The 20,594-nt window shown below is 57.7% G+C and carries 17 protein-coding genes and 1 tRNA gene; 7 read left to right on the top strand and 11 right to left on the bottom strand.

Features of this window, described 5'->3' with window-relative positions; all coding sequences use genetic code 11:
* Window positions 1-2 precede the first annotated feature (2 nt).
* On the top strand, window positions 3-656 hold the full coding sequence (locus LJD29_RS10540; protein ID WP_446745717.1) for a riboflavin synthase: 654 nt from the start codon (window positions 3-5) through the stop codon (window positions 654-656).
* 9 nt (window positions 657-665) lie between these two features.
* Here LJD29_RS10540 and LJD29_RS10535 read toward each other — a convergent pair whose 3' ends face one another.
* Window positions 666-2,264 (bottom strand): VWA domain-containing protein, encoded by a 1,599-nt coding sequence (locus LJD29_RS10535; protein ID WP_446745716.1) that lies wholly within the window; start codon window positions 2,262-2,264, stop codon window positions 666-668.
* A 165-nt stretch (window positions 2,265-2,429) separates the two neighbouring features.
* Here LJD29_RS10535 and LJD29_RS10530 point away from each other — a divergent pair, with 165 nt between their 5' ends.
* Together LJD29_RS10530 and LJD29_RS10525 are read left to right on the top strand one after the other, a co-directional pair.
* Window positions 2,430-3,440 carry an MBL fold metallo-hydrolase gene (locus tag LJD29_RS10530; protein WP_446745715.1) on the top strand — a complete coding sequence of 337 codons (1,011 nt, stop codon included), beginning with the start codon at window positions 2,430-2,432 and terminating at the stop codon, window positions 3,438-3,440.
* A gap of 170 nt (window positions 3,441-3,610) precedes the next feature.
* The gene (locus tag LJD29_RS10525; RefSeq protein WP_446745714.1) at window positions 3,611-4,792 is read left to right on the top strand and encodes a phosphoserine transaminase; all 1,182 of its coding nucleotides are present in this window, start codon (window positions 3,611-3,613) and stop codon (window positions 4,790-4,792) included.
* Window positions 4,793-4,978: 186 nt separating this feature from the next.
* On the opposite strand, the gene LJD29_RS10520 is transcribed toward LJD29_RS10525, so the two are convergent.
* The 4 genes from LJD29_RS10520 to purS all read right to left on the bottom strand — a co-directional run bounded on the left by LJD29_RS10520 (window position 4,979) and on the right by purS (window position 9,093).
* Window positions 4,979-5,863 carry a Dyp-type peroxidase gene (locus LJD29_RS10520; RefSeq protein ID WP_446745713.1) on the bottom strand — a complete coding sequence of 295 codons (885 nt, stop codon included), beginning with the start codon at window positions 5,861-5,863 and terminating at the stop codon, window positions 4,979-4,981.
* A gap of 215 nt (window positions 5,864-6,078) precedes the next feature.
* Window positions 6,079-7,371, bottom strand: a complete 1,293-nt coding sequence (locus LJD29_RS10515) for a glycoside hydrolase family 99-like domain-containing protein (protein ID WP_446745712.1) — start codon at window positions 7,369-7,371, stop codon at window positions 6,079-6,081.
* Between the two features lie 203 nt (window positions 7,372-7,574).
* Window positions 7,575-8,672, bottom strand: coding sequence for a redox-regulated ATPase YchF (gene ychF, locus LJD29_RS10510; protein ID WP_446745711.1), 1,098 nt, complete (start codon window positions 8,670-8,672; stop codon window positions 7,575-7,577).
* Between the two features lie 169 nt (window positions 8,673-8,841).
* On the bottom strand, window positions 8,842-9,093 hold the full coding sequence (gene purS, locus LJD29_RS10505) for a phosphoribosylformylglycinamidine synthase subunit PurS (protein ID WP_446745710.1): 252 nt from the start codon (window positions 9,091-9,093) through the stop codon (window positions 8,842-8,844).
* 79 nt (window positions 9,094-9,172) lie between these two features.
* Between purS and LJD29_RS10500 the strand changes: the two genes are divergently transcribed.
* Entirely contained in the window at window positions 9,173-9,715 is a 543-nt protein-coding gene (locus LJD29_RS10500) for an inorganic diphosphatase (RefSeq protein ID WP_446745709.1), read from the top strand.
* 3 nt (window positions 9,716-9,718) lie between these two features.
* Here the strand turns inward: LJD29_RS10500 and LJD29_RS10495 are convergent, their stop codons facing one another.
* Window positions 9,719-11,041, bottom strand: a complete 1,323-nt coding sequence (locus tag LJD29_RS10495) for an APC family permease (RefSeq protein ID WP_446745708.1) — start codon at window positions 11,039-11,041, stop codon at window positions 9,719-9,721.
* Between the two features lie 161 nt (window positions 11,042-11,202).
* Window positions 11,203-12,138, bottom strand: coding sequence for a hypothetical protein (locus LJD29_RS10490; RefSeq protein ID WP_446745707.1), 936 nt, complete (start codon window positions 12,136-12,138; stop codon window positions 11,203-11,205).
* Window positions 12,139-12,355: 217 nt separating this feature from the next.
* Here LJD29_RS10490 and LJD29_RS10485 point away from each other — a divergent pair.
* A tRNA-Ser gene (locus LJD29_RS10485) sits at window positions 12,356-12,448 on the top strand.
* A gap of 178 nt (window positions 12,449-12,626) precedes the next feature.
* Here the strand turns inward: LJD29_RS10485 and LJD29_RS10480 are convergent.
* Window positions 12,627-12,911: a hypothetical protein gene (locus LJD29_RS10480; RefSeq protein WP_446745706.1), complete on the bottom strand. Its 285-nt coding sequence runs from the start codon at window positions 12,909-12,911 to the stop codon at window positions 12,627-12,629.
* A gap of 862 nt (window positions 12,912-13,773) precedes the next feature.
* A complete protein-coding gene (locus tag LJD29_RS10475) occupies window positions 13,774-14,514 on the bottom strand; it encodes a Crp/Fnr family transcriptional regulator (protein ID WP_446745705.1) in 741 nt (246 codons plus the stop codon).
* Window positions 14,515-14,921: 407 nt separating this feature from the next.
* On the opposite strand from LJD29_RS10475, the gene LJD29_RS10470 reads away from it, so the two are divergent.
* Window positions 14,922-15,299, top strand: a complete 378-nt coding sequence (locus tag LJD29_RS10470; protein ID WP_446745704.1) for a hypothetical protein — start codon at window positions 14,922-14,924, stop codon at window positions 15,297-15,299.
* Between the two features lie 55 nt (window positions 15,300-15,354).
* Here the strand turns inward: LJD29_RS10470 and LJD29_RS10465 are convergent, their stop codons facing one another.
* Window positions 15,355-16,284, bottom strand: coding sequence for a chemotaxis protein CheB (locus LJD29_RS10465; RefSeq protein WP_446745703.1), 930 nt, complete (start codon window positions 16,282-16,284; stop codon window positions 15,355-15,357).
* Between the two features lie 60 nt (window positions 16,285-16,344).
* Complete coding sequence (locus tag LJD29_RS10460; RefSeq protein WP_446745702.1) at window positions 16,345-16,782, bottom strand: hypothetical protein; 438 nt, start codon at window positions 16,780-16,782, stop codon at window positions 16,345-16,347.
* Window positions 16,783-16,911: 129 nt separating this feature from the next.
* On the opposite strand from LJD29_RS10460, the gene LJD29_RS10455 reads away from it, so the two are divergent.
* Window positions 16,912-20,541 (top strand): CheR family methyltransferase, encoded by a 3,630-nt coding sequence (locus LJD29_RS10455; protein WP_446745701.1) that lies wholly within the window; start codon window positions 16,912-16,914, stop codon window positions 20,539-20,541.
* Window positions 20,542-20,594: the final 53 nt, after the last annotated feature.

Here is a 20,594-nt window from a genome sequence, read left to right as displayed (position 1 = left end):
GTATGTTTACAGGCCTTATTGAAGCTGTAGGAACCGTGCTTGCGATCGAAGAACGCGCCGGCTCGCGGCGCATTACCGTGGAAGCTCCCGGACTGGCTGCGAAGCTCTCCACCGGCGACAGCATCGCGGTAAGCGGTGTCTGCCTTACGGCGCTCGATATCGCTGCTCCTATCTTTCATGCCGATCTTGCTGCTGAAACGGTTGCGCGCACTTCCCTGACGCGCCTCGCTCCAGGCACAAAGGTGAATCTTGAGCTGCCGACGCCTGCGGGCGCTCCGCTGGGTGGCCACGTGGTGCAGGGGCACGTCGATACAACGGGTACGCTGATTTCACTAAAGCCGATTCACGCCGACAGCACTAACCAGACCGACTGGTGGCTGGAGATCGAGGTCCCCGAAAGCCTGCGCCCGTTCATGGTCGAGAAGGGCTCCGTCGCGATCGAGGGTATCAGCCTGACGATTGCGAGGTGGGATGGCGAGAAGCTGAGCGTGGCCATTATTCCGCATACCTACGCGGCTACGAACCTGCACACACTCGCGCCCGGCTCGCCGGTAAATCTTGAAGCAGACATCCTGATCAAGATGGCACAGCAGAAGCTTGAGCCAAAGCCGGCGTTTGAGCTGACCGTCGGATACCTGATCGCCAACGGCTATTGATCCCGCAGGTTACCTGGGAATATCGACCGGCACCTGCATGGTGCCGGTTCTTCCGTTGACCGGATCCCAGACGGCCAGATAAAGATACTTGTCTTCTCCGCGCAGATTGACCGGTTGATCGATGAGGATCGACTTGCCCTTGATGCGCGCGGACGCGTCTCCGCCGAGCGTGAGGGCTACCTCCTCGGCGTGCTTGCCGGTGAGGTTTCCTGTATCGCTGAGCTTGATCGAAGCCACGTCGATGCTCAGCTTCTGCTTCTCTCCATCGGGCACCAGGGACAGGCCGGAAGCCGGCACCGAGTAACGGACCACGTAGGACTTCGAATTCTTTCGCGGAGGCTCTGCCTGGAGGGTGGAGGTCGCCTTTCGCTGCGCCAGCTCCGGGCTGGATGCATCGAGCAGGCGCGCCTGGAAGGTGATTGGCTCCTGGCCCAGGCCGGGCAGTGTGAGCTTCTGTCCGTCGCTCAGCAGCCGGGTGCGAGATCCGGGCACGGCGTTTACGTCGACTGAGCCGCCCTTGCTACCGTCGGCGTAATAACCCTGCCGGTAGCTCAGCTGGTAGTGGCTGCCATTATCGAGTTCGATCCGGATCCTGTGATACTTGTTATCTTCTTTGAAGTTCTGTGGCGTGTAGGACAGCGTGTAGTAGCTGCGATCGGTGTCCATCAGGCGCGCCGCGGCTTCCTGCAGGGCATTGGTGTTGACGATGGCCTGCCCGCCCGTGGCCTGCGCCATCTCGTTCATGAGCTCGTGCTGGCGGCGGATACTCGGATCCACCTCTACCATCAGTCCACGGGCATCGACGGGATAGAGGGCGATGCGCTCCTGTTCCAGCTCGTCGTAGAGTTGCCGCCAGTTGGAGTCATTTCCCATCAACTGCAGGTTCTCGGTTACATCCGGCGAATTCATGCTCTTTGCAGCGTTCAGAAAGAGCGTAGAACCGCCCGAGAACCACAGCACATTTTTGCGGCCCTGTACTGGCCCGAGAAGAAGTGCAAGACGGTGCATGGTGTCCAGGTCGTTCAGCCACTCCTTACCAGTCGGCGGAACACGCGGGATAGTGCGTCGCAAGGCTGCGAGCAGCACTTCCCGGTCGGCGGTGAAGTCCTGCACCGGGAAACACCCGGCGGCGGCGCGCAGGTAGATCGCAATGGGCTGGTCGAGCGGCGCCTGCTCAAAGAATTTCTTCAGCTGCGCGTAGAGGAACATCTGGTCGACGATGTCGAGGTTGGCAATGTCGATGACCACGACATTCACAACCGGCGGCAGATGCTTCAGGTTGGCATTCGAGAAAGTGCCAGGCGCTCCGGATTGGGCGGCTGGCTCATACTTTTCGCCGGGCTGCGGTGTGTGCTCCTCGAAGGAGTTGACCTTCTGGAGCTTTCCGTTGTCGTAGACGCGAAAGCTTGTGCCAGGCAATCCGCGGACCGGATTCCCCTGGCTATCGGTCACCATCACGTCGTTGAGTACGACACGCGATTCGGTGCGCAGGGTGTACTGCCCGGGTTGGCCATCCGGCGCAGGCTCTGCGCTTTGATTCTGGGCCCATCCGCTGATGCAACCGGCCACCAACAGCGCTGACAGCGCTCCACCAACACGATGAACCATTCGGGCCTCCAGCTCTCCGCGCAGCTTGAAATCCACATCCATTTACGTTCGACAGAGGTGGAAAGTTGCGCCGGGTCAACTCCGCTGGCGATTCTAGCTGCGCCTCCGCGAACGATCAACGGAAACCTCGTAGCTGCTCTTCCCGAACCGCTGTAGATTAGTGGCATGAAGAGACCAGTCGCCAGTTTCATTGCCGCTTCATGGTTTGCCATTGCCGCTTTCGCGCAGGCTCCGCCTCCTGCCGGAGATCCGCACCAGTGGAAGATGACGGCAACGGACACGCCCAGCCGCATCTCCGAGCATGTATGGATGGTCAAGGGTAATCCCAACATCGCCATCATCGTGGGCTCGCGCTCGGCTATGGTTGTCGACACCGGCATGGGACCAGCAATGGGTCGCATTGCAGCCGGCTTCGCTGCGAAGCTCGCGCCGGGCAAGCGGCTTTACCTGACGACGACACATTTCCATCCGGAGCACGCGGCCGGCGACAGCGGCTTCCCTGCCGATACGATCCTCATCCGCAACGACGTGCAGCAGATGGAAGTCGAGCACGATGGCATGGACATGGTGAAGGCATTCATGGAGCATTCGGAGGAGAATCGCGACCTGCTGAAAGACGTGGCTTTCCGGATGCCTGACGTGACCTTTCACGACGAGGCAAAGGTCGATCTTGGCGGCGGTGTAATGGTGCGGCTGATGTGGCTGGGCGGCGCACATACCGAAGGCGACGAGCTGACTTTCGTCGATCCGGATAAAACTCTGATCTCGGGTGACGTGGTGCAGAACGCGACCTTGCCAATGATCTACACCGGGCAAGGCAAAGGCGGAACACCAACCTCATGGCTGCACGTTGTCGAAAAGCTCCAGGCGCTCCATGCCGAGCATGTCGTGCCAGACCACAGCTACCCGGGCGATGGTTCGCTGGTCACGAAGGAAGAAAAGCTGATCGGGGAGATTCGCGCGCGCGCCATCGATATGAAGTTGCGCGGCGTGAGCGCGGACGAGGCCGGGACACAGATCAGCGCGAAGCTCAAGCAGGAGCATCCTGACTGGCACAACACGAATGCTTCCGGGTTTGTGAAGAACGTCTACGAGGATCCAGCTACCGGCGGCAGTGAGAAGAACTCACCCGGGTCTGGGGTTCCTACTGCCCCACTCAAGCCAAAAGCGGCTTGAATGGGCCACCTGTCCAGGTCTGGGGTTCCCACCCATCAGACTCGATGGGTGGGGCGCCCGGGATTCGATCATCCCATCCTGTGAGACTGGGCCGGCCCGGCGCGGCTGGCGGAGCATTTATCCTATGGATGTGTCGCGAAATCTCAATAAGCGGCCAGAGATGGTGATTGATGCAATTGGAAAATTCGATGACTCGACCTGCAAACCTACCGACTAACCCAGACTTTTCCTCAGGACCGTGCGCAAAACGGCCCGGTTGGTCTTTGTCTGCTCTCAGCGACGCCCTGGTCGGACGTTCGCATCGCTCGAAGCCGGGCAAAGCAAAGCTTCAAGAGGTGATCAATCTCTCCCGTGAAGTTTTGGGGATTCCCGAAGACTACCGTATTGGCATCGTTCCTGGTTCGGATACGGGCGCGATTGAAATGGCACTCTGGTCGATGCTTGGAGCGCGGGGCGTTGACGTGCTGGCATGGGAAAGCTTCGGCAAGGAGTGGGTCACGGACATCACCAAGCAGCTCAAGCTGGCCGATGTGAACGTCTACGAAGCGCCTTATGGCGAGATTCCAGACCTTGCCAAGGTCGATACGAACCGGGATGTCGTTTTCACCTGGAACGGAACTACTTCGGGTGTCCGGGTGCCGAACGGCGACTGGATCTCTGACTCGCGCGAGGGGCTGACCTTCTGCGACGCGACCTCGGCGGTCTTCGCCATGGACCTGCCCTGGAAGAAGCTGGACGTCATCACCTGGTCGTGGCAGAAGGTGCTCGGCGGCGAAGGTGCGCACGGCATGCTGGTCCTGAGCCCGCGCGCGGTAGAACGCCTGACCTCCTTCAAGCCGCAGCGCCCGTTGCCCAAGATCTTCCGCCTCGTGAAGGGTACCGAACTGATCGAAGGCATCTTCAGCGGAGAGACGATCAATACTCCGTCGATGCTGGCGGTCGAAGATGCGTTGGATGGATTGAAGTGGGCGAAGTCCATCGGCGGCCTCAGCCAGTTGATTGCAAGGTCGGAAGCGAACCTCAAGGCCATTAGCGATTGGCAGCAGACAAGCACCTGGGCGACCTTCCTGGCGTCCGATCCTGCAACGCGGTCTTCGACCTCGATCTGTCTCGCGGTCAATGACGCTGACTTCGCGACGTGGGACAGCAAGAAGCAGGCTGCCTTCCTGAAATCGCTGACAGGCCTGGTCGAAAGCGAAGGCGCCGGGCTCGATATCGGATCCTACCGCGATGCTCCCGCCGGACTGAGAATCTGGGGCGGCGGCACGGTGGAGACGAGCGACATCAAGCTGCTGCTTGAGTGGCTCGACTACGCCTTCAGCACAAGCAAGAGCGCTGTTGCCAATTCGTAAGAACCAGCGCAGCAGAAACTAAGTCATCGTTCCGATGTGGACCTGGGCATAGAAGCGATTGTCGGCGCGAAAACAATAAATGGCCCTTGCAGTGATTACTGCAAGGGCCATTCACATGAATATGCCTGAGTTGGATCGAGTGACTCTGCTCCCGATTCAATGAGCGGCACGACCGTGATAGCCGATCTAGCGCAGCTCTCGAAGGCCTTCAACCGAAGGCACGAAATAGTATGCACCCGTCACTGGCTGCGTGTAGCGCGTCAGTGCGTCGCGCGTGCCGTCCAGCACACCGGCCATGCTGTTGAGCATCCTGGCGAGCCGATCCTGTTCGGCGCTGAAGCCGACAAATACCGTGCCATGTTCTTCTACATTCCCGTAGGGCATATTGCGCCGGAAGATGTTTCCGAACTTGTCCTGGTCCGTTCTCGCGACATGCGAGTCCGCGGGCTTGTTCTTCAACTCGATGCTCTCGGCTTTCGTTCTTCCCATCACCAGCTCCTGTTTCGTCACCGGCAACGACTCCCATTCCATGGTCCTGTGTTTCCACTTCTGCAGAAGCAGAACGGAACCCGCAGCACCCGGTACGCCATCCGGGAGAAGCGCATAACCCGGTGCGTCCAGAAGCGTTGGATTCTCCGACCCGTCTACAAAGCCCGTAAGGTCGCGGTCGTGGCGATAGGCCCAGCTTGACGTCTCTTCCTTCAGCGTGGCCTTTCCAGCGAGATCCTTAATCACCGTCTTGCCCATGTCGAAGACCACGTCATAGGCGCTGCCAGACATCCACACGAGTGCATCGTGCTGCGTCGCAGGCATCACAAAACCTTCCGAACCCGCAATATCCTTATCGAACCCCTGGACATGAGCGGGCGAATCCTCCGGCGCCATCTGGTGCCAAAGTTCCGGACGGAATCCGATAACGAAGTTGACGCCGCCGGTAGTCGTTCGAGGCTCGCGGATTGCAGCGATAGCGGAAGCAAATTCCTTGCACTGCTTCTTGTCTACGAGGTCGAACTCCAAGTAAACATGCGAAGAGGTTCCGAGGGCGAAAATGCCTGCCTGCGCCGTTTTCATGCCTGAAGTATACCTATCCTGGCCGGGCGCTCCTGCATGTTTACAACAGAGATCAGCCGGCCGATTCAGCTGGATTTGTCTTATGAAAAGTACTTGTTATTGCGTGGGGCGCTTTTAACATCCGTGGCTGCGGGGACTAACATGGCACAGATGAGACGCCCTGAAGATACAGCGAGCGATTTTGCTGAAGTCTGGAATCTGCACAAGCGTGAGGCTTAATCGTGGGCCGCGCGTTGCAGCGCTTCGAGGTAGCTGTAACCCCAGATGGAGTCGGGAAGGAGAACGTGGTCTTCAGTCCACTCGTTCCATGAGGTCACGTAGATAATTGGCCGCTTTGCATCAGCTACGCTGTGACGTGCGGCGCGAACGAGACATTCGAACTGATCGGGAGAGCGGTTGATGGCAATGGCGGCGAAGTCTTCAAAGCGCGGGCTGTCATCCCAGCCCACCTGGGCACAGGGAAAGAACGGGAGCGGCAGGCTATTGTGCTTATCGGCCCAGCCTTTCGCTGCCTCGAAGGCTCCGATGCCGTATGGGGTTCGTGAGCCGGGAGGTCTCGAACCGTAGGTCCAGCCGAAGGCTCCGTATTCCGTTGCGCTGTCAAAGCCGAAGGTGCGGAGCTGACTGGCATAACGGCCGTAGCCGCCGACAGTCTGCAGATGAAGGGCGGGAAAACCCAGGGCATGAGCGCGCTTGCGCATGCGCTCCAGGCCTTCCTGCAAACCACCGATGCCGAGCTGGTCGATGATTTTGGCGCAGTCGAAGATGGCAAAGACGGGCGCATCGTCAATGCGGAGATAGTTCGGTTCCTTGAAATAGTGCTCGGCGCAGTAGTTGGCGACGCGATCGAAATCGGGAAGTGTGTGCACCTGTGGCAGCAGGATGGCTGCATCGTTGGGCGAACGAGCCGGATAGACATTCTTCCAGTCATGATTAGCCCACATGACGGCAAACTTCAGCTTGTCACGGTTGGGTGCGCGCAGAAGACCCTGCTCGATCTGCTCATGGTAGAACTGCGTGCCCTCGTGCCAGTACCAATCGATCATCCAGGCATGGATACCATGAGCGACGGCGAGATCGATCTCGCGGGCAGACCACTCAGGGTCCGCTTCGTTGAAGTAGCCCCACAGCGGATAGTGCGGCATCGTGTGACCCGGAAAAAGAGTTCGTGCATTGCGAAGGGTGTCCCATTCAGTCCAGCCTTTGCCAAATCGCGCTTCCATATACGGAGAGGAATGCCAGCTGGGAAAATTGAAAACGACGACTTCAACAGATGGCTTCCGAAGTTTGCCGCCCGGGCTATCCAGACCAAGTGCGGCACGAAGACGGGACTCCGTGAAATGCGCTTCCGTTGCGGAAGGGCCATAAAGTCCGGCGGGCGCATCCCCGGCCCGAGCCTGCTGATCGCGCCCCTGCTGATGTTGATCGCTGGTCTGCGGTGCAGCGGCCGCAGTAAAACCGGCGATGGTGGTGCTGGTAGCCGTCCGAAGAAAACTGCGACGATTCATAGCTGGTTTCCTGCCCCGTGAAAATTGAAAACACAAGCCTACCGCGAATTTCCGATGCTTTTCTCCTCGATACTTCAGTCGAGACTTGAAAATGCAATGCGCATTCAAACTGTTTGGATGCGAAACAGCAAAACGCCTTCCGTCACCGGAAGGCGTTTGAGCTTTGAAGCAACAGGATTTTGTCTTAGAACCTTGAAGAAAAATTACACGTTGAACTTGAAGAAGAGGATGTCGCCGTCACGGACGACGTATTCCTTACCTTCGGAGCGGTAGAGTCCCTTTTCCTTCACGGCCTGTTCGCTGCCCAGCGCGAAGAGGTCTTCGCAGCTATAAGCTTCGGCGCGGATGAAGCCACGCTCAAAGTCCGAGTGGATAACGCCCGCCGCTCCGGGAGCCTTGGTGCCGCGACGAATCGTCCAGGCGCGGACTTCCTGCACTCCCGCAGTGAAGTAGGTGAAGAGGTCGAGCAGCCGGTAGGCCGAATGGATCAGGCGGTTCAGGCCCGGCTCTTCGAGGTTCATTTCCTTCAGAAACTCGTTACGCTCTTCCGGCTCGAGCAGTGCAATTTCAGACTCCATCGCACCGCAGATGCGGACGACCTGGCCGTTCTCTTCCTGTGCGCGCTTCTCGACCATCGCTACGTACTTGTTTTCGCCGTGGAGGCCGGCTTCGTCGACATTGGCGACGTAGAGCATCGGCTTGGCGGTGATCAGGTGCAGGTCGCGGGCGCTGATCTTTTCCTCGTCGGCCAGCTCCACGGTCCGGGCAGGCTTGCCCTCCTGCAAGGCTTCGAGCAGCTTCTTGAGCCCGGAGGCCTCAGCCAGCACCTTGGCGTCGCTGGTGTTGCGGGCGGCCTTCTCGACCTTCTGGAAGCGCTTCTCGACGGTGTCAAGGTCGGCGAGCAGCAGTTCGGTATTGATGACGTCGATGTCGTGCAGAGGGTTGACGCCGCCGGCTACGTGGATGACGTTGTCATCTTCAAAGCAGCGGACGACATGCGCGATCGCGTCGGTCTGGCGAATGTGGCCGAGGAACTGGTTGCCCAGCCCTTCTCCCTTGCTGGCCCCGGCGACGAGGCCGGCGATGTCGATGAACTCCATCGTCGTAGGAACGAGGCTCTTCGGCTGGATGAGCTGCGCGATCTTATCGAGGCGCGGATCGGGAACCGTGACGACACCTACGTTGGGGTCGATGGTGCAGAAGGGATAGTTCGCGGCAACGGCTTTGGCCGACGTGAGGGCGTTAAAAATAGTGCTCTTGCCCACATTCGGCAGGCCGACGATTCCGCAATTGAGAGGCATTCCAGGTTCCTTCTGTTTAAGACTTCAAGACGGCCGGGCAGGAGGCGAGACTACACCGGCACGCGAGGTTGAAGACGCGCGCGGGCGCGCCGGTGTGAAAAGCAGCCAGACCTCTGCGGTTTCTATACTTTATTATAGGGATACGACAGGAAAGTCGGGGCCAGCGGAACTACTCGCCGTCCTCGAGATGAAACGTAAATTCCTCGATCACGGGATTGGTTAGAACTTCCCGGGCAATACGCTCCACTTCGTTTTTCGCCGCCACTGCGTCAAGAGAATCACCCAGCGTTAACACGAAGTATTTTCCCTGACGTATATCCTCGATTTCTGCGTATTGCATCTTCTTTAATGCGTTATGGATTGCCTGTCCCTGGGGATCGAGGACGGTTCGCTTCAGCGTTACATAGACATGAGCCTTCATCGTGCCCGATTATAAACTCTGAGAACTCTCCCCTGCACGGTTACCACCGTCAGGGCTAAAATTCCAAAACAGGAAGAGCATGGTTAATTATTTAGAATTGCCGGTCGGCCCGAAGATGCCGGAAGTCGTTGAAGCGGTCATTGAGATTCCCGCCGAGGGAATCAACAAGTACGAATACGACAAGAAGCTGGGCGTTTTTCGGCTGGATCGCAATCTTTATTCTCCCGTCCACTATCCGGGCGATTACGGTTTCATTCCCTCCACTCTGAGCGACGATGGCGACCCGCTTGACGTGCTGGTGCTCGTGGATGCAGCGAGCTTCCCCGGATGCGTGATGGAAGTCCGGCCGATCGGCCTGCTGGAAATGCTCGATCAGGGCGTTCTCGACGAAAAGGTGCTGGCGGTCGGTAAGAACAATCCCCGCTATGCCGATGTCTGGAACTACTCGGAGATTTACCCGCACATTCTCAAGGAAATCACGCACTTCTTCTCCATCTACAAGGATCTGGAAGGTAAGCGCGTCGAGATTCATGGATGGCACGATGCTGCTTATGCCCGCGACCACATCGTGAAGGCAGCAGCGAACTTCCAGAAGAACAAGGAAGCCAGCAGCAAGAAGTAGCTTTCAGTCGCCGGAGGACGTCGCCTCAAGCTCCTGCGGAGCGGACGGCGGCGCCCACAGCCGGCGGGATATCGAATAGAAAACCGGTCCGGCCAGGGCGACGAGCCCGGCAAAGAGCAGGGCCGAGATTTTCCCCACTTTCTCGTCCCGCGAAGAAACAGCCGCATACACAATCAGCATGGTCGGCATCAGGCCGAGGCAGATCGCCGTGGGCAGATTTCCTGCACGGAACGGGCGCTCAAGGCCCGGTTCCCTGAGTCGCAGGACGACCAGCGCGACAAACTCCAGAATCAGGCTGCCACCGTACAAAACCAGGTCGATCGAGATCAGCCGTTCAAAGCTGAACTGAAGCGCCATGGCCCAGGCTACGGCACAGAAGATCATAGCTACCCAGGGAACTCCGTAGCGATTGCGCCGCATCATGAAGGCGGGCAGCATGCCATCTTCTGCCAGAACCACGGGGAGACGCGTGTAGGACATCATCAGCGAATTGAACATGCCCAGCCCGGTAAGCGTTCCGCCGAGGGCAATGATCCGGCCCAGGTGCGGGCCGCCGAGAGCGGTCGCGGCATCTGCCCACGAGCCCGTCGAAAACTCCTTGATGGTGAATCCCGAATAGCCCATCGCCAGCAATGGAACGATATAGATGACCGCGACAGCAATCGCGCTCAGGAAGACGGCGCGGACGTACTGGCGCTGGGGATTTTCCACCTCCTGGGCAATGGTAGAGGCGTTATCCCAGCCCATGTAGTTCCACAGCGCCACGATGATGGCGGTGGAAAGTCCTGCTTCGGTTGGGCTATGCGACTTCCATGCCGGGTCGGAGGTCAGATGCCAGCCGTGCCAGAAGGCAAGCCCCACGAGAACGCCAAACGGCGCCAGCAGGACAACCAGCAACACGATGGATCCCCTGCCCACGGCGGGAGCTCCGCGAAGATTCCAGAGACAGCAGGCCGCGATCAGCGCCAGCTCCCACGCAGTGCCTCGCCAGCCGGCTGTCCAGGCCGGATAAACCTTGCTCAGGTAGAGAACAAAGAGCGTGGGGTAGATTGCCATGTCGAAGATGCTGGCTGAGAGCGAAAGCCAGGCCTCCTGGTATCCCCAGAAGGGACCGAGAGCCCGCCGCACCCAGACGTAGAACCCTCCCTCGCAGGGGATGGCGCTGGTGAGCTCACCCATCATGAGCGCCGTCGGGAAACTCCACAGGAATGGCAGGATCGCGAGAATGGCGAGCGCTTTAAGATAACCCGCGCCTCCGAGGATGTCTTCGATACCGTATGGGCCGCCGGACACCATGAAGAAGGTGGCCGCCGCAAGCGGAAGCATGCGAAGGCGTCCTGTGGCTGGCTTTCGTGCGGATTGGGGGACGCGGGTGACTGCCGGAATCTCCAAGAGGTGGATTCCAGAGTAACGCGGCGTGTGAGGCTGGAAAACAGAAATATGGGCCTGCGTCGCGTGCGCAGGCCCATTGTGTCGCGACTAGCTGGTTAGGATGCCTTACGGACAGGTGCTTCCGGATCGAGCGGGTAGGCGCGACGCATCTCGCCAAAGAGCTCCATGCGAGCCGGGGTGGCGTTATAAGCGGACTCGCCCGTCACCGCATTGCCTTCTTCGTAGCGAATGACACCGTTGTGCCGGCCGATGATCTGCTCGGCGTCTGCCAGCCGTGAACCGGCGTTCACCGTCACCACCGCACCGCCGCGGCTCAGTTCCTGGGAAACGCGGCGCGCGTGCGACTGCGTTGCTCCCATATTGGAAAAAGATGTTTCGAATGCGGCTCCCGAATAGGGGTGGTAAACCGGCTCGAGGCCAAGACGGCCCTGGCCGGTACCGAATTCTGACTTGCTCTTCTCTTCCGCCTTCGCCGCACTTACGGCTGCCTTTTCATCCTTCCTGGCTTCCTTTGCCGGATCGGCAACCGGTTTGCGGCTGCTCGAAGTGGGTTCGCTCGAGAAGATGGGATTGAGGCGGTCGGACCAGTCAGCCCTTACCCCGGTCGCGGCAGGAACCGCAGAAATCGGCTTAGCGGTGTTAGGCGCTACAGACTCGGGGTGCAGCGTGCTTGGGATGGTGCTCGGAATCGAATGCGGCAGCGTGCTCGGGATGCCACCGCCCGGAATCGGTCCGGGGCGGGATGCACCCGCTCCAGTGCTGCCGGCGCCAGTTGCGAGCCCGCTGGGGGTAACGGCGCTGGTGTCTGAAGTTGCTCCCGCAGCTTCGAAGTGTGAACCGACCTTACCAATTGTGTCGAAATGCTCGTTGGTTCCGCCGCCAGGATTGCTGTGAAAAGCGGCGCCGATCGTGCTGGTGTCAAAACCCATATCACGCAGTTCGAGGATGGCGCGATGCGCGCTCTCTCCATCGGCAAAGTGGGCAACGACGGTGGTTCCGGTTAGAGTCTGATCCGTATATTTGTCGCTCATAGCAGCACCTCATTAGGAAATTCCGTAGGCTCAGGCGCCCGGTAAATCTTCCGCGCCGGGCCGTGCATGCTTGAAACCTGTCGACCAAAAACTAGGATGCCCCCTCGAGGGCGATGGAGATGCCCCTGAAACGCCTAAAACACGCCTGCTTGGAGGGGTTGCCCAGAAGACTTGCCGGTTTCGGCAAAAAGTTCGGTATACTGGGTCAGTCCAACCAGGAGAGATGGCCGAGTGGCTGAAGGCGGCGGTTTGCTAAACCGTTATAGGGTCTAAAGCTCTATCGGGGGTTCGAATCCCCCTCTCTCCGCCAGAAACTTTCCCTTCCAAATGAGTAAGTAAACTGCCGGTCAGGGAGCTGATCGTCTATTGCAGTCCCGGTTATCTCTCGATCAACCGGTCGAATGCTAATGGCTGTTGCTTTCGTCTTTGAGTCAACTACGATGCGCAGAGTAAACGGGCGTTTACCCTGGAGCGTGTCCTTAGCTTCTCTAATTCGCCAGCTGTTCGAGGTTGCCGCCTACCAGCAGCCAGCCCTGCTTCTGATAGCAGTCGACGAGGCTCTCCGCGTTGACCATCGCTTCATGGCCGGACACAAATTTTTCCTTTTTCCCGATGAAACAAGGATCTGTGAAGTGGCGTGCGTCTTTCTTCCTGGGAGCCTGCGCAATCACAAGGTCGTAAGCCCCATCGTATTTCTCGACATAGACGACACGCTGAATGATCTCGTTGGGTGTTTCGTAACGCAGGCAAAATACGGCGAGGGTTTCGAACATAACTTCTCCGATTCGGCAAAAAGTGCTGGCCGTACGGAAGGGACGGCCAGCGAAGGCCTGAGTGCCACTTACAATGCGGGAGCCCTATCCATCTCCAGAAACTTAGCCCTACCTGGCCGCAGTCACTGACGGCCAGACTCATGGTGAACTGCTTCCAGCCAGGAAGTTTCAGCGATCTGAGTGTTCGTTGTCTTCCAGCGGCCGCATATAGCCGTTCTTATTGCCTGCTGCAGAAACAGCAACACAGCAGTTCGACAACTCGATGCACACGGAACGTAGTCTGCTCGGTCGATCCAACCAACGCGAAACAGTGGTAAGGAAATGAGACTGGGGGAGGCTCACCATGTGTCGCGATCTTAGTAAGCAGCAAAATGGAAAAATACTGGGGACTTACCCTGTTTTAAGCATGAGAGACAAAACATTCCTGAAGAGTTAACTCATATCGACAGGAGCATTACCGCAGGCAACTTGCGTTATAGCGCTTACCCGGTCACGTGAGATATTTCACAGCCATGATCAAGCACTAATCTCTTCACCGTTTTGATCCAGACGCCAGCTTAGAATCGAAACGGACTGCGAAAGGCAAATCCACGATTCGAGAATCCTCGAACGACTAATCCGGACAATTGCCTGCCCGTCCTCGGCGATCGCAGAAGACGATTTTGCGAGATAACTTGTTTGTTCGATAAGCAACGCCAGGTCCTGCCTTGAGAGGCTGTGCATCCATGAATTGATGCATGGCAAGAACGGCGTGCAGCTTTCTTGTTTCCGGCACTTCATAGATATCGAAAAAATACTGCTCTTCATCCAGCGTAGAGAAACATGAAGTCCATGGATCACTACGCTCCAGGAGCGCACTTGTCTACGCAACCTGCTGTTCAGCCAGGGCGAGATCGCCTGATGCCGAAGCCCCTGCATCCACCACCCGATAGTTAGCGATCTTCCGATAACAATCGCAAGCCGCCTGCTCAAGTTGCAGGCTGTCCTGGATCAGGATGGAGGCCCGGCGAAAATCGATCAGCTTCTTTCTGCGCAACTCTCCGGCGGTGAAAACGATGGAAGTACGTCGCACCCCCAGCAGTTGCGCGAGTTGCCCTTGTGTCAGCGGAATGGAGATTACGTTCATCCTTTGCGCGATGTCGAGGAGATACCGCGCAAGCCGTTGCTCCAGTGGATGCACCAGGTTACACGCAGACAAACATTCCGCTTCAAGCACGCGTTGACCAAGCGAACGAAGCAGGCCCTTCCTTAAGCCGGCATCTTCTTCAATCGTGGATTGCAGGGTTGCAAATGGAATGCGCACGGCTACGCCGGGAATAAGCACTCGACTCACGGTATCTGCCTGATAGCAACCCAGCACGTGGTCGATCTCAATGAGATCGCCTGCTGACTGCACCCGGGTGAATACGGATCTACCTTCTTTGAAACGGAGAGATGTTGCGATGAGACCAGACAACAATACATGCGCAAAGCGGGGAGTTTCAGGATGCTGACGTATCGCAGCCCCCTTGGGCAGACTTATGCGCTGAGCATGCCCCGTTAGAATCTTTTCGGTTCCGAAGATTGAGATTGAAGCCGCGCCATTACTCGGATCGTCGTGCAAGACCTGTCTCCTCTGAGATACAGAACTCGTTTGGCCCCCGCATCAAGGGGGAAGACGCTGACAAAGAGGGCGTCAGTGGTGACATACTTTCATTTCTAATTTGAGGTGAACCGGGCTTCATGCCTTGTCTAACCTGGCAATGACAAGCGGCCGATTCAGACCCTTGTTTCTCGCGATCGCTCCCGTTTGCACTGCAATAACGCCCCACGACAATGCGAAACGCTCCGAGTGTATTTGCTGGCTTGCCGCCTGTGAGCTAGGGAACTCCCTCGGTGCGCGAATACTGGGAGTCATCCGGGTTGATATATGCCCGGCGGAGAATCATTCTTGACCGTGACGGATAGCAGCCTGAGCGGCAGGACACTTTGCCGGCTTCATTCGAAGATGCGTTCGCGAGAAGGTATCCCGTGCTGATTCATTTCCCAAAACACAAAGAGCCCGGCTACAAGTTGCTGTTGGTTGGAGATGACCAGTGCCTCCTCGAGTCCAGAAAAATGCTTTTTGAGGGCTCCGGGTATGGAGTCGTTTCGTTCCAGACGAAAGACCTCATCAGGCTGAAGATCATGCCGGCTGCGGACCTGGCAGTCCTCTGTCATTCAGTAAGGGACGACGAGTGGGAGCAGCTGATTCAGCGGTTGAAAGATCAATTCTCCACGGGCAGGATCCTGCAGCTGGATGGACCCAGTGTCAGAAGGCGCTACCGGGAGACACAGGTGATGCCGGTTGTTCCGACACACCCAGCTTGTCTTCTTCCGATACTGAAGCACATCGTTCACAAGGACTGAGCGCGGCTTGTGCGATGCCGTACCGATGGACGACGGTGCCTGCGACCGGGAAGCGCTAAAGCAGAGGCGTCTCCGAGCTCCGTTCCATCATGCGCTCCAGCACGGCGTGGCTTGCCTTTCTTTGATGGATCTCCCTGAGCAGGGCAGGCGCGCTTGCCTCATCTGCATCCAGGTAAACCTCTTCCAGCAGGACGACAAGTTCTTCACTTTGCGAGAGAGCTTTCCATAACGACTGTTCGACGACGGCGCTTTTCTCGGCGATCATGGAAAGCTGACTGAAGCGATGTCCGATGTGACAGGAGTAGCCGATGAGACGCCCGAAGGTATGGCGTTTCATCGCACCCTGGCATTCCGGACATGACTGGATTGCGGGTTCCTCTGTTACCGGCTCCCTTACTGGAGCGATATGTGCCATGTTTTCTCGCCTGACAACCTCTGATATGACGGCCGGAATCTCGGCAATGCGCAGGATATGTTGCACCTTCACGCCTCGAATTGCGTTTTGAGGCATCGAGCTGAAAGTAGCTTCTTCGGGATGCTGGACGACCGTTACGCCTCCCCGCTGTTGAATCTCCCACAGCCCTGCTGCTCCGTCATCGAGAAGCCCGGTGAGCACCACGCCTATGACTCGTTCCGCGTGCGCCTCTGCAGCCGACCGGAACATCGTGTTGATACATGGCCTCATCAGATTTTCCTTGGGCCCGCGGCTCAACCGAACAGTGTGAGAACCGGGAAGCAGATGGAAGTCGGGAGGAGCCACGTAGATGTGACCTTCCTGGATCTCTGTTTCTTCCCATGGGTGAATTACAGGCAGAGCGCTCTCTCGACTGAAGATATCCGTGAGGGGCGACTGGCCACGCTCTGGCAGGTGGAGGGTGATGAAGACGGCGGCCGGGAGATCGGCAGGCAAAAGAGATATCAGCTTGCGAACAGCCTCAACTCCGCCCGCGGAAGCTCCGATGACGACAACATTTCTGGCTGACATGCGAGTTTAGATGCCTCGCAGGAGATTCAGTCTTAATCGCTGGGGTTTCCCCCAGAGTGCTCAGGCTGTCTTCGTATCGGCCTTCAGCCTCAGCTGAAGCGCGCTTATCCTTTGCTGATACAGCTCTTTCTGAAGTGGCGTCATGATCACCCGCTGTTGCAGTGGCACCACAGAATCATAGGCATCCTGAGCGTAACTTCGTATCCGCCGTCGTGCCTCTTCCGATCCGGTTGTGTCAGCCGTATTCAGCAGGATCAAAGCAGTATCGAGCTTGGTGATGAGAAACTCCGCACCTATTCTGTTCGATTCCTGTTGCAGGCGACTGAATGTGCGCATATGGCCTTCTTCTCGGCACTTCAAGGGTGACTTACCAACCGGTCTTACACGCTCGATTTTATCTCCGAAGATGTATTCTTTAGTCGGTGAAAGGGTGAAACTGCCATGCCAGACGAGACGCAAAAACCAGAAGCGCCAGACGAGTTGGATACGGTTGATCATGACGCGATTTCAGAAACGGAATCGACAGAGCTGGAAACCGCGCCAGAGCAGAGTGGGGTAATTAGCGGGCTCGCGGAGGAAGCTCTTCCGGAACTCTCAATAGAGTCATCCGAAGAGAATCAGCCGCCGGTGCTTCCCTACCCGGTGGTTGGCATCGGTGCGTCAGCAGGGGGCCTTGCGGCGCTTCGCGAGATTCTGGAAAACCTGGATGTCCAAACCGGCATGTCGTTTGTGCTGGTGACGCACCTGTCTCCAGATCACAAGAGCTTTCTCAGCGAGATACTGGAGCGATACACACGGATGCCGGTGCGTCCGGTAACGCACGGGACGCGGCCTGAACCGAATAACATCTACATATTGCAGCCTGACCAGAGGCTGCAACTGCGGGGCGGAAACTTTCACGTGGAAAGCCGCACCTCGGGCACGGCGCACTCGCTGGTCATCGATACGTTTTTCCGCTCGCTCGCGGCGGAGCAGAAAAACCACGCGGTTGGCGTTGTGCTGTCCGGAGCGGACAGCGACGGAGCACTGGGACTGAAGGCAATTAAAGGCGAGGGCGGTTTCGCGCTGGTGCAAAGTCCTGGAACGGCGGCGCAGCCGGGGATGCCTCGCAATTCGATCGCAGCGGACCATGTAGATCTCGTGGTGCCGCCTGATCAGATCGCCATCGAACTTGGCAAACTCGCAACGCAGTTTGCGCGCCCGGAGGTCCGCTCTTTAGAAGAGGGAATCACACCACCGGATGATGAGCAATCTTTTCAGCGTATTTTGCAACTGTTACGCAGTACATCGGGACTGGAGCTTCGGCAGTACAAGCCCGAGACATTGCGACGTCGAATGGCCAGGCGCCTGATCCTGCTTCGCAAGGAGAGCCTGGCTGAATACTACAAGTTCCTTCAGATCCGGCCCGATGAAGTCCGCATCCTGCAGGAAGAACTTCTCATCAATGTGACCCGGTTCTTTCGCGATACAGGATTCTGGGCATCTCTTCGCGAAAATGTTCTGCCGACGCTGCTGCAAAACAGGCAGCCGGACAAGCCTATCCGCGTCTGGTGTGCGGGATGCTCCACCGGCGAGGAAGCTTACTCGCTGGCCATCACGCTCATCGAGTATCTCTCCTCGAAAAACCTGGATGTTCCGATTCAGATATTCGGAACCGATGCGAGCGAGCAGTCCATTGAAATGGCCCGTGTCGCCATCTATCCGGAGACGCTGATCGAAGAGATTTCCGCTGAGCGCCTGCGACGCTTCTTTGTGAAAGCAGATCGTGGGTATCAGGTTTCAAAACGTGTCCGTGACACCTGCATTTTCGCCCGCCAGAATCTCTGCAGCGATCCTCCGTTCTCGCATATAGACATCCTCAGCTGCCGCAACGTGATGATCTATTTCAACCAGATTCTTCAAAGGCAGGTGATGGTCACCTTTCACTATGCGCTTGAGCCTGGTGGTTACATGCTGCTCGGCATGTCGGAGGGATTACGAGACTATAGCGACATCTTCAGCACCGTCGATCGGAAGCACAAGATCTACATGAAGTCGGGAGCGAGCCTTCCGCACATTTACGATCTGCCGCGCAGCTACGCGCTCTCGCAAACGCCCGGGCTCTCGCGATCATCAAACCCGGTAATGCCGATTGAGACGAACATCTGGCCTGAGCTGGAATTGCAGCGATCCGCCGATAGAATTGTCCTGGCGCGGTTCGGCCCCCCCGGCCTGATTGTGGATGAACGATTGAACGTCCTGCAGTCCCGAGGGCAAACCGGCCCCTACGTGGAGCTGGCGCCAGGAGGCGTGAGCTGGAACCTGCTCCGCGTTCTGAAAGAGGGAATCGCGGGCGAAGCTCGCAACGCAATACAGCGCACCATACGCGAGAACGTGCCTACCACCGCAACCGCCACGCTGATTGACGAAGAGACAGGCGAAGAAAGCGTTCAGATCGATGTGCTGCCGATCACGAGCGCTGTCGCCAGACCGCGCTGCTTCCTGGTGCTGTTTCAATCGGCAAATAAGGCTGCACAGACCAGACCCTTCGACCAGACGGGAGCATCGAGTCTCTCCACGGACGAGAAGGACAAGCTGATCGCCCAGCTCCGGCAGGACCTCACCTCGACACGGTTCCACCTGCAATCGCTGGTAGAAGAGCGCGATGCGCGCAATCAGGAACTGGTGTCGGCCAATGAAGAGATTCAATCGGCGAACGAAGAGCTGCAAAGCACGAACGAGGAGCTCGAAACGACGAAGGAAGAGCTGCAGTCGGCGAACGAAGAACTGCAGACGGTAAACGAAGAGCTCCAGCAGCGCAATAACGTGTTGACCCAGACAGGGAACGATCTTACGAACCTGTTGAACAGCGTGAATATCCCACTGCTCATGCTTACCAGCGATCTGCATATCAGGCAGTTCACGCCGCCGATGCAGCGGCTGCTCAGTGTGAGAGCGGCGGACATCGGCCGTTCGATTACCGAAATCCGGCTTCAATTGAGCATCGACGATATCGAGCCGATTCTGCATGAGGTTCTGGATTCGCTGGGAACTCGCGAAGTTGAAGTGCAGGACAGGCAGGGCAGGTGGTATCTGCTGCGCGTCCGCCCGTATCGAACGGCAGACAATAAGATCGAGGGGCTGGTCGTCGTTCTGCTGGATATCGATCAGCTTCGCCGAAGCCAGCAGCACCTGCTCGAAGCCAACGACTTCGCCAGCACGGTGGTTGAGAGTGTGCCTGTACCGATCGTGGTGTTGAAGCAGAACAATGAGATTCAGAGCGCGAATACCGCATTTCGCGAACTGGTTCAGCTGGGCGCCAAGGAGCTGGAAGGCCGTTCTCTGCCTGATCTCTTCTATTTCATGTGGGGGCTCGATTATATGTCCGAACGCCTGAAAGGGCTTTTAGAATCGCCGGGGTCCCGCATGGAGTTCGAGCATGATTCTCGCACGTCGCACAAAAAGATCCTCTCCATCAAAGGCCAGGTTCTGGCGACTGACGGACACAAGGTCCTTCTGCTGATGGTTGAGGACATCACTCTTCGCCGCGAAGCAGAACAGATGATCTCCCGCCAGAAAGAAGAACTGGAATCCGAGATCGAGCAGGCCGCCTTCCGGCTGAATCGAACGAAAGAAGAGCTGCGCGGGCTGACCGGTCACCTGTTTAAGGTGCAGGAGGAAGAGCGCGAGAGAATTGCACGCGAACTGCACGACGATGTGAGCCAGCGTCTCAGCCTGCTGGACATGCTGCTTTCTACCCTCGATGCATCCGGCGAAACCAGGCCTGTCTCAGAGCAGGTCGAATCGGCGAGGCACGAGCTGCAGGCGATCAACACGGATGTGAGCCAGATGTCGCACAGGCTGCACCCGGCGATCCTGAAAGACCTGGGCCTGTCCGTGGCCTTAAGGTCACTGGTCGAAGAGTTCGAAAGCCGTGAAGGCATGCCGACGACGTTTAACCCCGGCGAACTGCCGGAAGACCTTCCCATGAACGTTGTGACAGCGATCTACCGGATATCGCAGGAGGGTCTGCGCAACGTGGCAAAGCATGCGGGGCGCACCCACGTGAAGATTGCGCTGGGCGGGTCGAACGGGGCCGTGGAGCTGAAGATCATGGACTTCGGCGAGGGCTTCGATCCCGACTCCAAGAACGGAGCGTCCGGCCTTGGCCTGATCAGCATGCAGGAAAGAGCGCGGCTCGTGGGGGGCACCTGCCAGATTCAATCCTCCCCCGGCCATGGAACCACGATTACCGTTCGCATTCCGCTGGAGCATTAAGGGCAAAACGAAAAGGAGTGCCAGGTCATATCCGGCACTCCTCTTCGTTCGAA

Origin of the sequence: Silvibacterium acidisoli (assembly GCA_022870745.1) — a bacterium.
GTDB lineage: Bacteria > Acidobacteriota > Terriglobia > Terriglobales > Acidobacteriaceae > Silvibacterium.
Note: the sequence above shows the minus strand (reverse complement) of the source record. Positions and strands in the feature narration are given on the sequence as shown.

Coding starts and splice junctions, on each gene's coding strand:
- LJD29_RS10540 (WP_446745717.1), top strand. CDS start 3: ATGTTTACAGGCCTTATTGAAGCTGTAGGAACCGTGCTTGCGATCGAA.
- LJD29_RS10535 (WP_446745716.1), bottom strand. CDS start 2,264: ATGGTTCATCGTGTTGGTGGAGCGCTGTCAGCGCTGTTGGTGGCCGGT.
- LJD29_RS10530 (WP_446745715.1), top strand. CDS start 2,430: ATGAAGAGACCAGTCGCCAGTTTCATTGCCGCTTCATGGTTTGCCATT.
- LJD29_RS10525 (WP_446745714.1), top strand. CDS start 3,611: ATGCAATTGGAAAATTCGATGACTCGACCTGCAAACCTACCGACTAAC.
- LJD29_RS10520 (WP_446745713.1), bottom strand. CDS start 5,863: ATGAAAACGGCGCAGGCAGGCATTTTCGCCCTCGGAACCTCTTCGCAT.
- LJD29_RS10515 (WP_446745712.1), bottom strand. CDS start 7,371: ATGAATCGTCGCAGTTTTCTTCGGACGGCTACCAGCACCACCATCGCC.
- ychF (WP_446745711.1), bottom strand. CDS start 8,672: ATGCCTCTCAATTGCGGAATCGTCGGCCTGCCGAATGTGGGCAAGAGC.
- purS (WP_446745710.1), bottom strand. CDS start 9,093: ATGAAGGCTCATGTCTATGTAACGCTGAAGCGAACCGTCCTCGATCCC.
- LJD29_RS10500 (WP_446745709.1), top strand. CDS start 9,173: ATGGTTAATTATTTAGAATTGCCGGTCGGCCCGAAGATGCCGGAAGTC.
- LJD29_RS10495 (WP_446745708.1), bottom strand. CDS start 11,041: ATGCTTCCGCTTGCGGCGGCCACCTTCTTCATGGTGTCCGGCGGCCCA.
- LJD29_RS10490 (WP_446745707.1), bottom strand. CDS start 12,138: ATGAGCGACAAATATACGGATCAGACTCTAACCGGAACCACCGTCGTT.
- LJD29_RS10480 (WP_446745706.1), bottom strand. CDS start 12,911: ATGTTCGAAACCCTCGCCGTATTTTGCCTGCGTTACGAAACACCCAAC.
- LJD29_RS10465 (WP_446745703.1), bottom strand. CDS start 16,284: ATGTCAGCCAGAAATGTTGTCGTCATCGGAGCTTCCGCGGGCGGAGTT.
- LJD29_RS10460 (WP_446745702.1), bottom strand. CDS start 16,782: ATGATCAACCGTATCCAACTCGTCTGGCGCTTCTGGTTTTTGCGTCTC.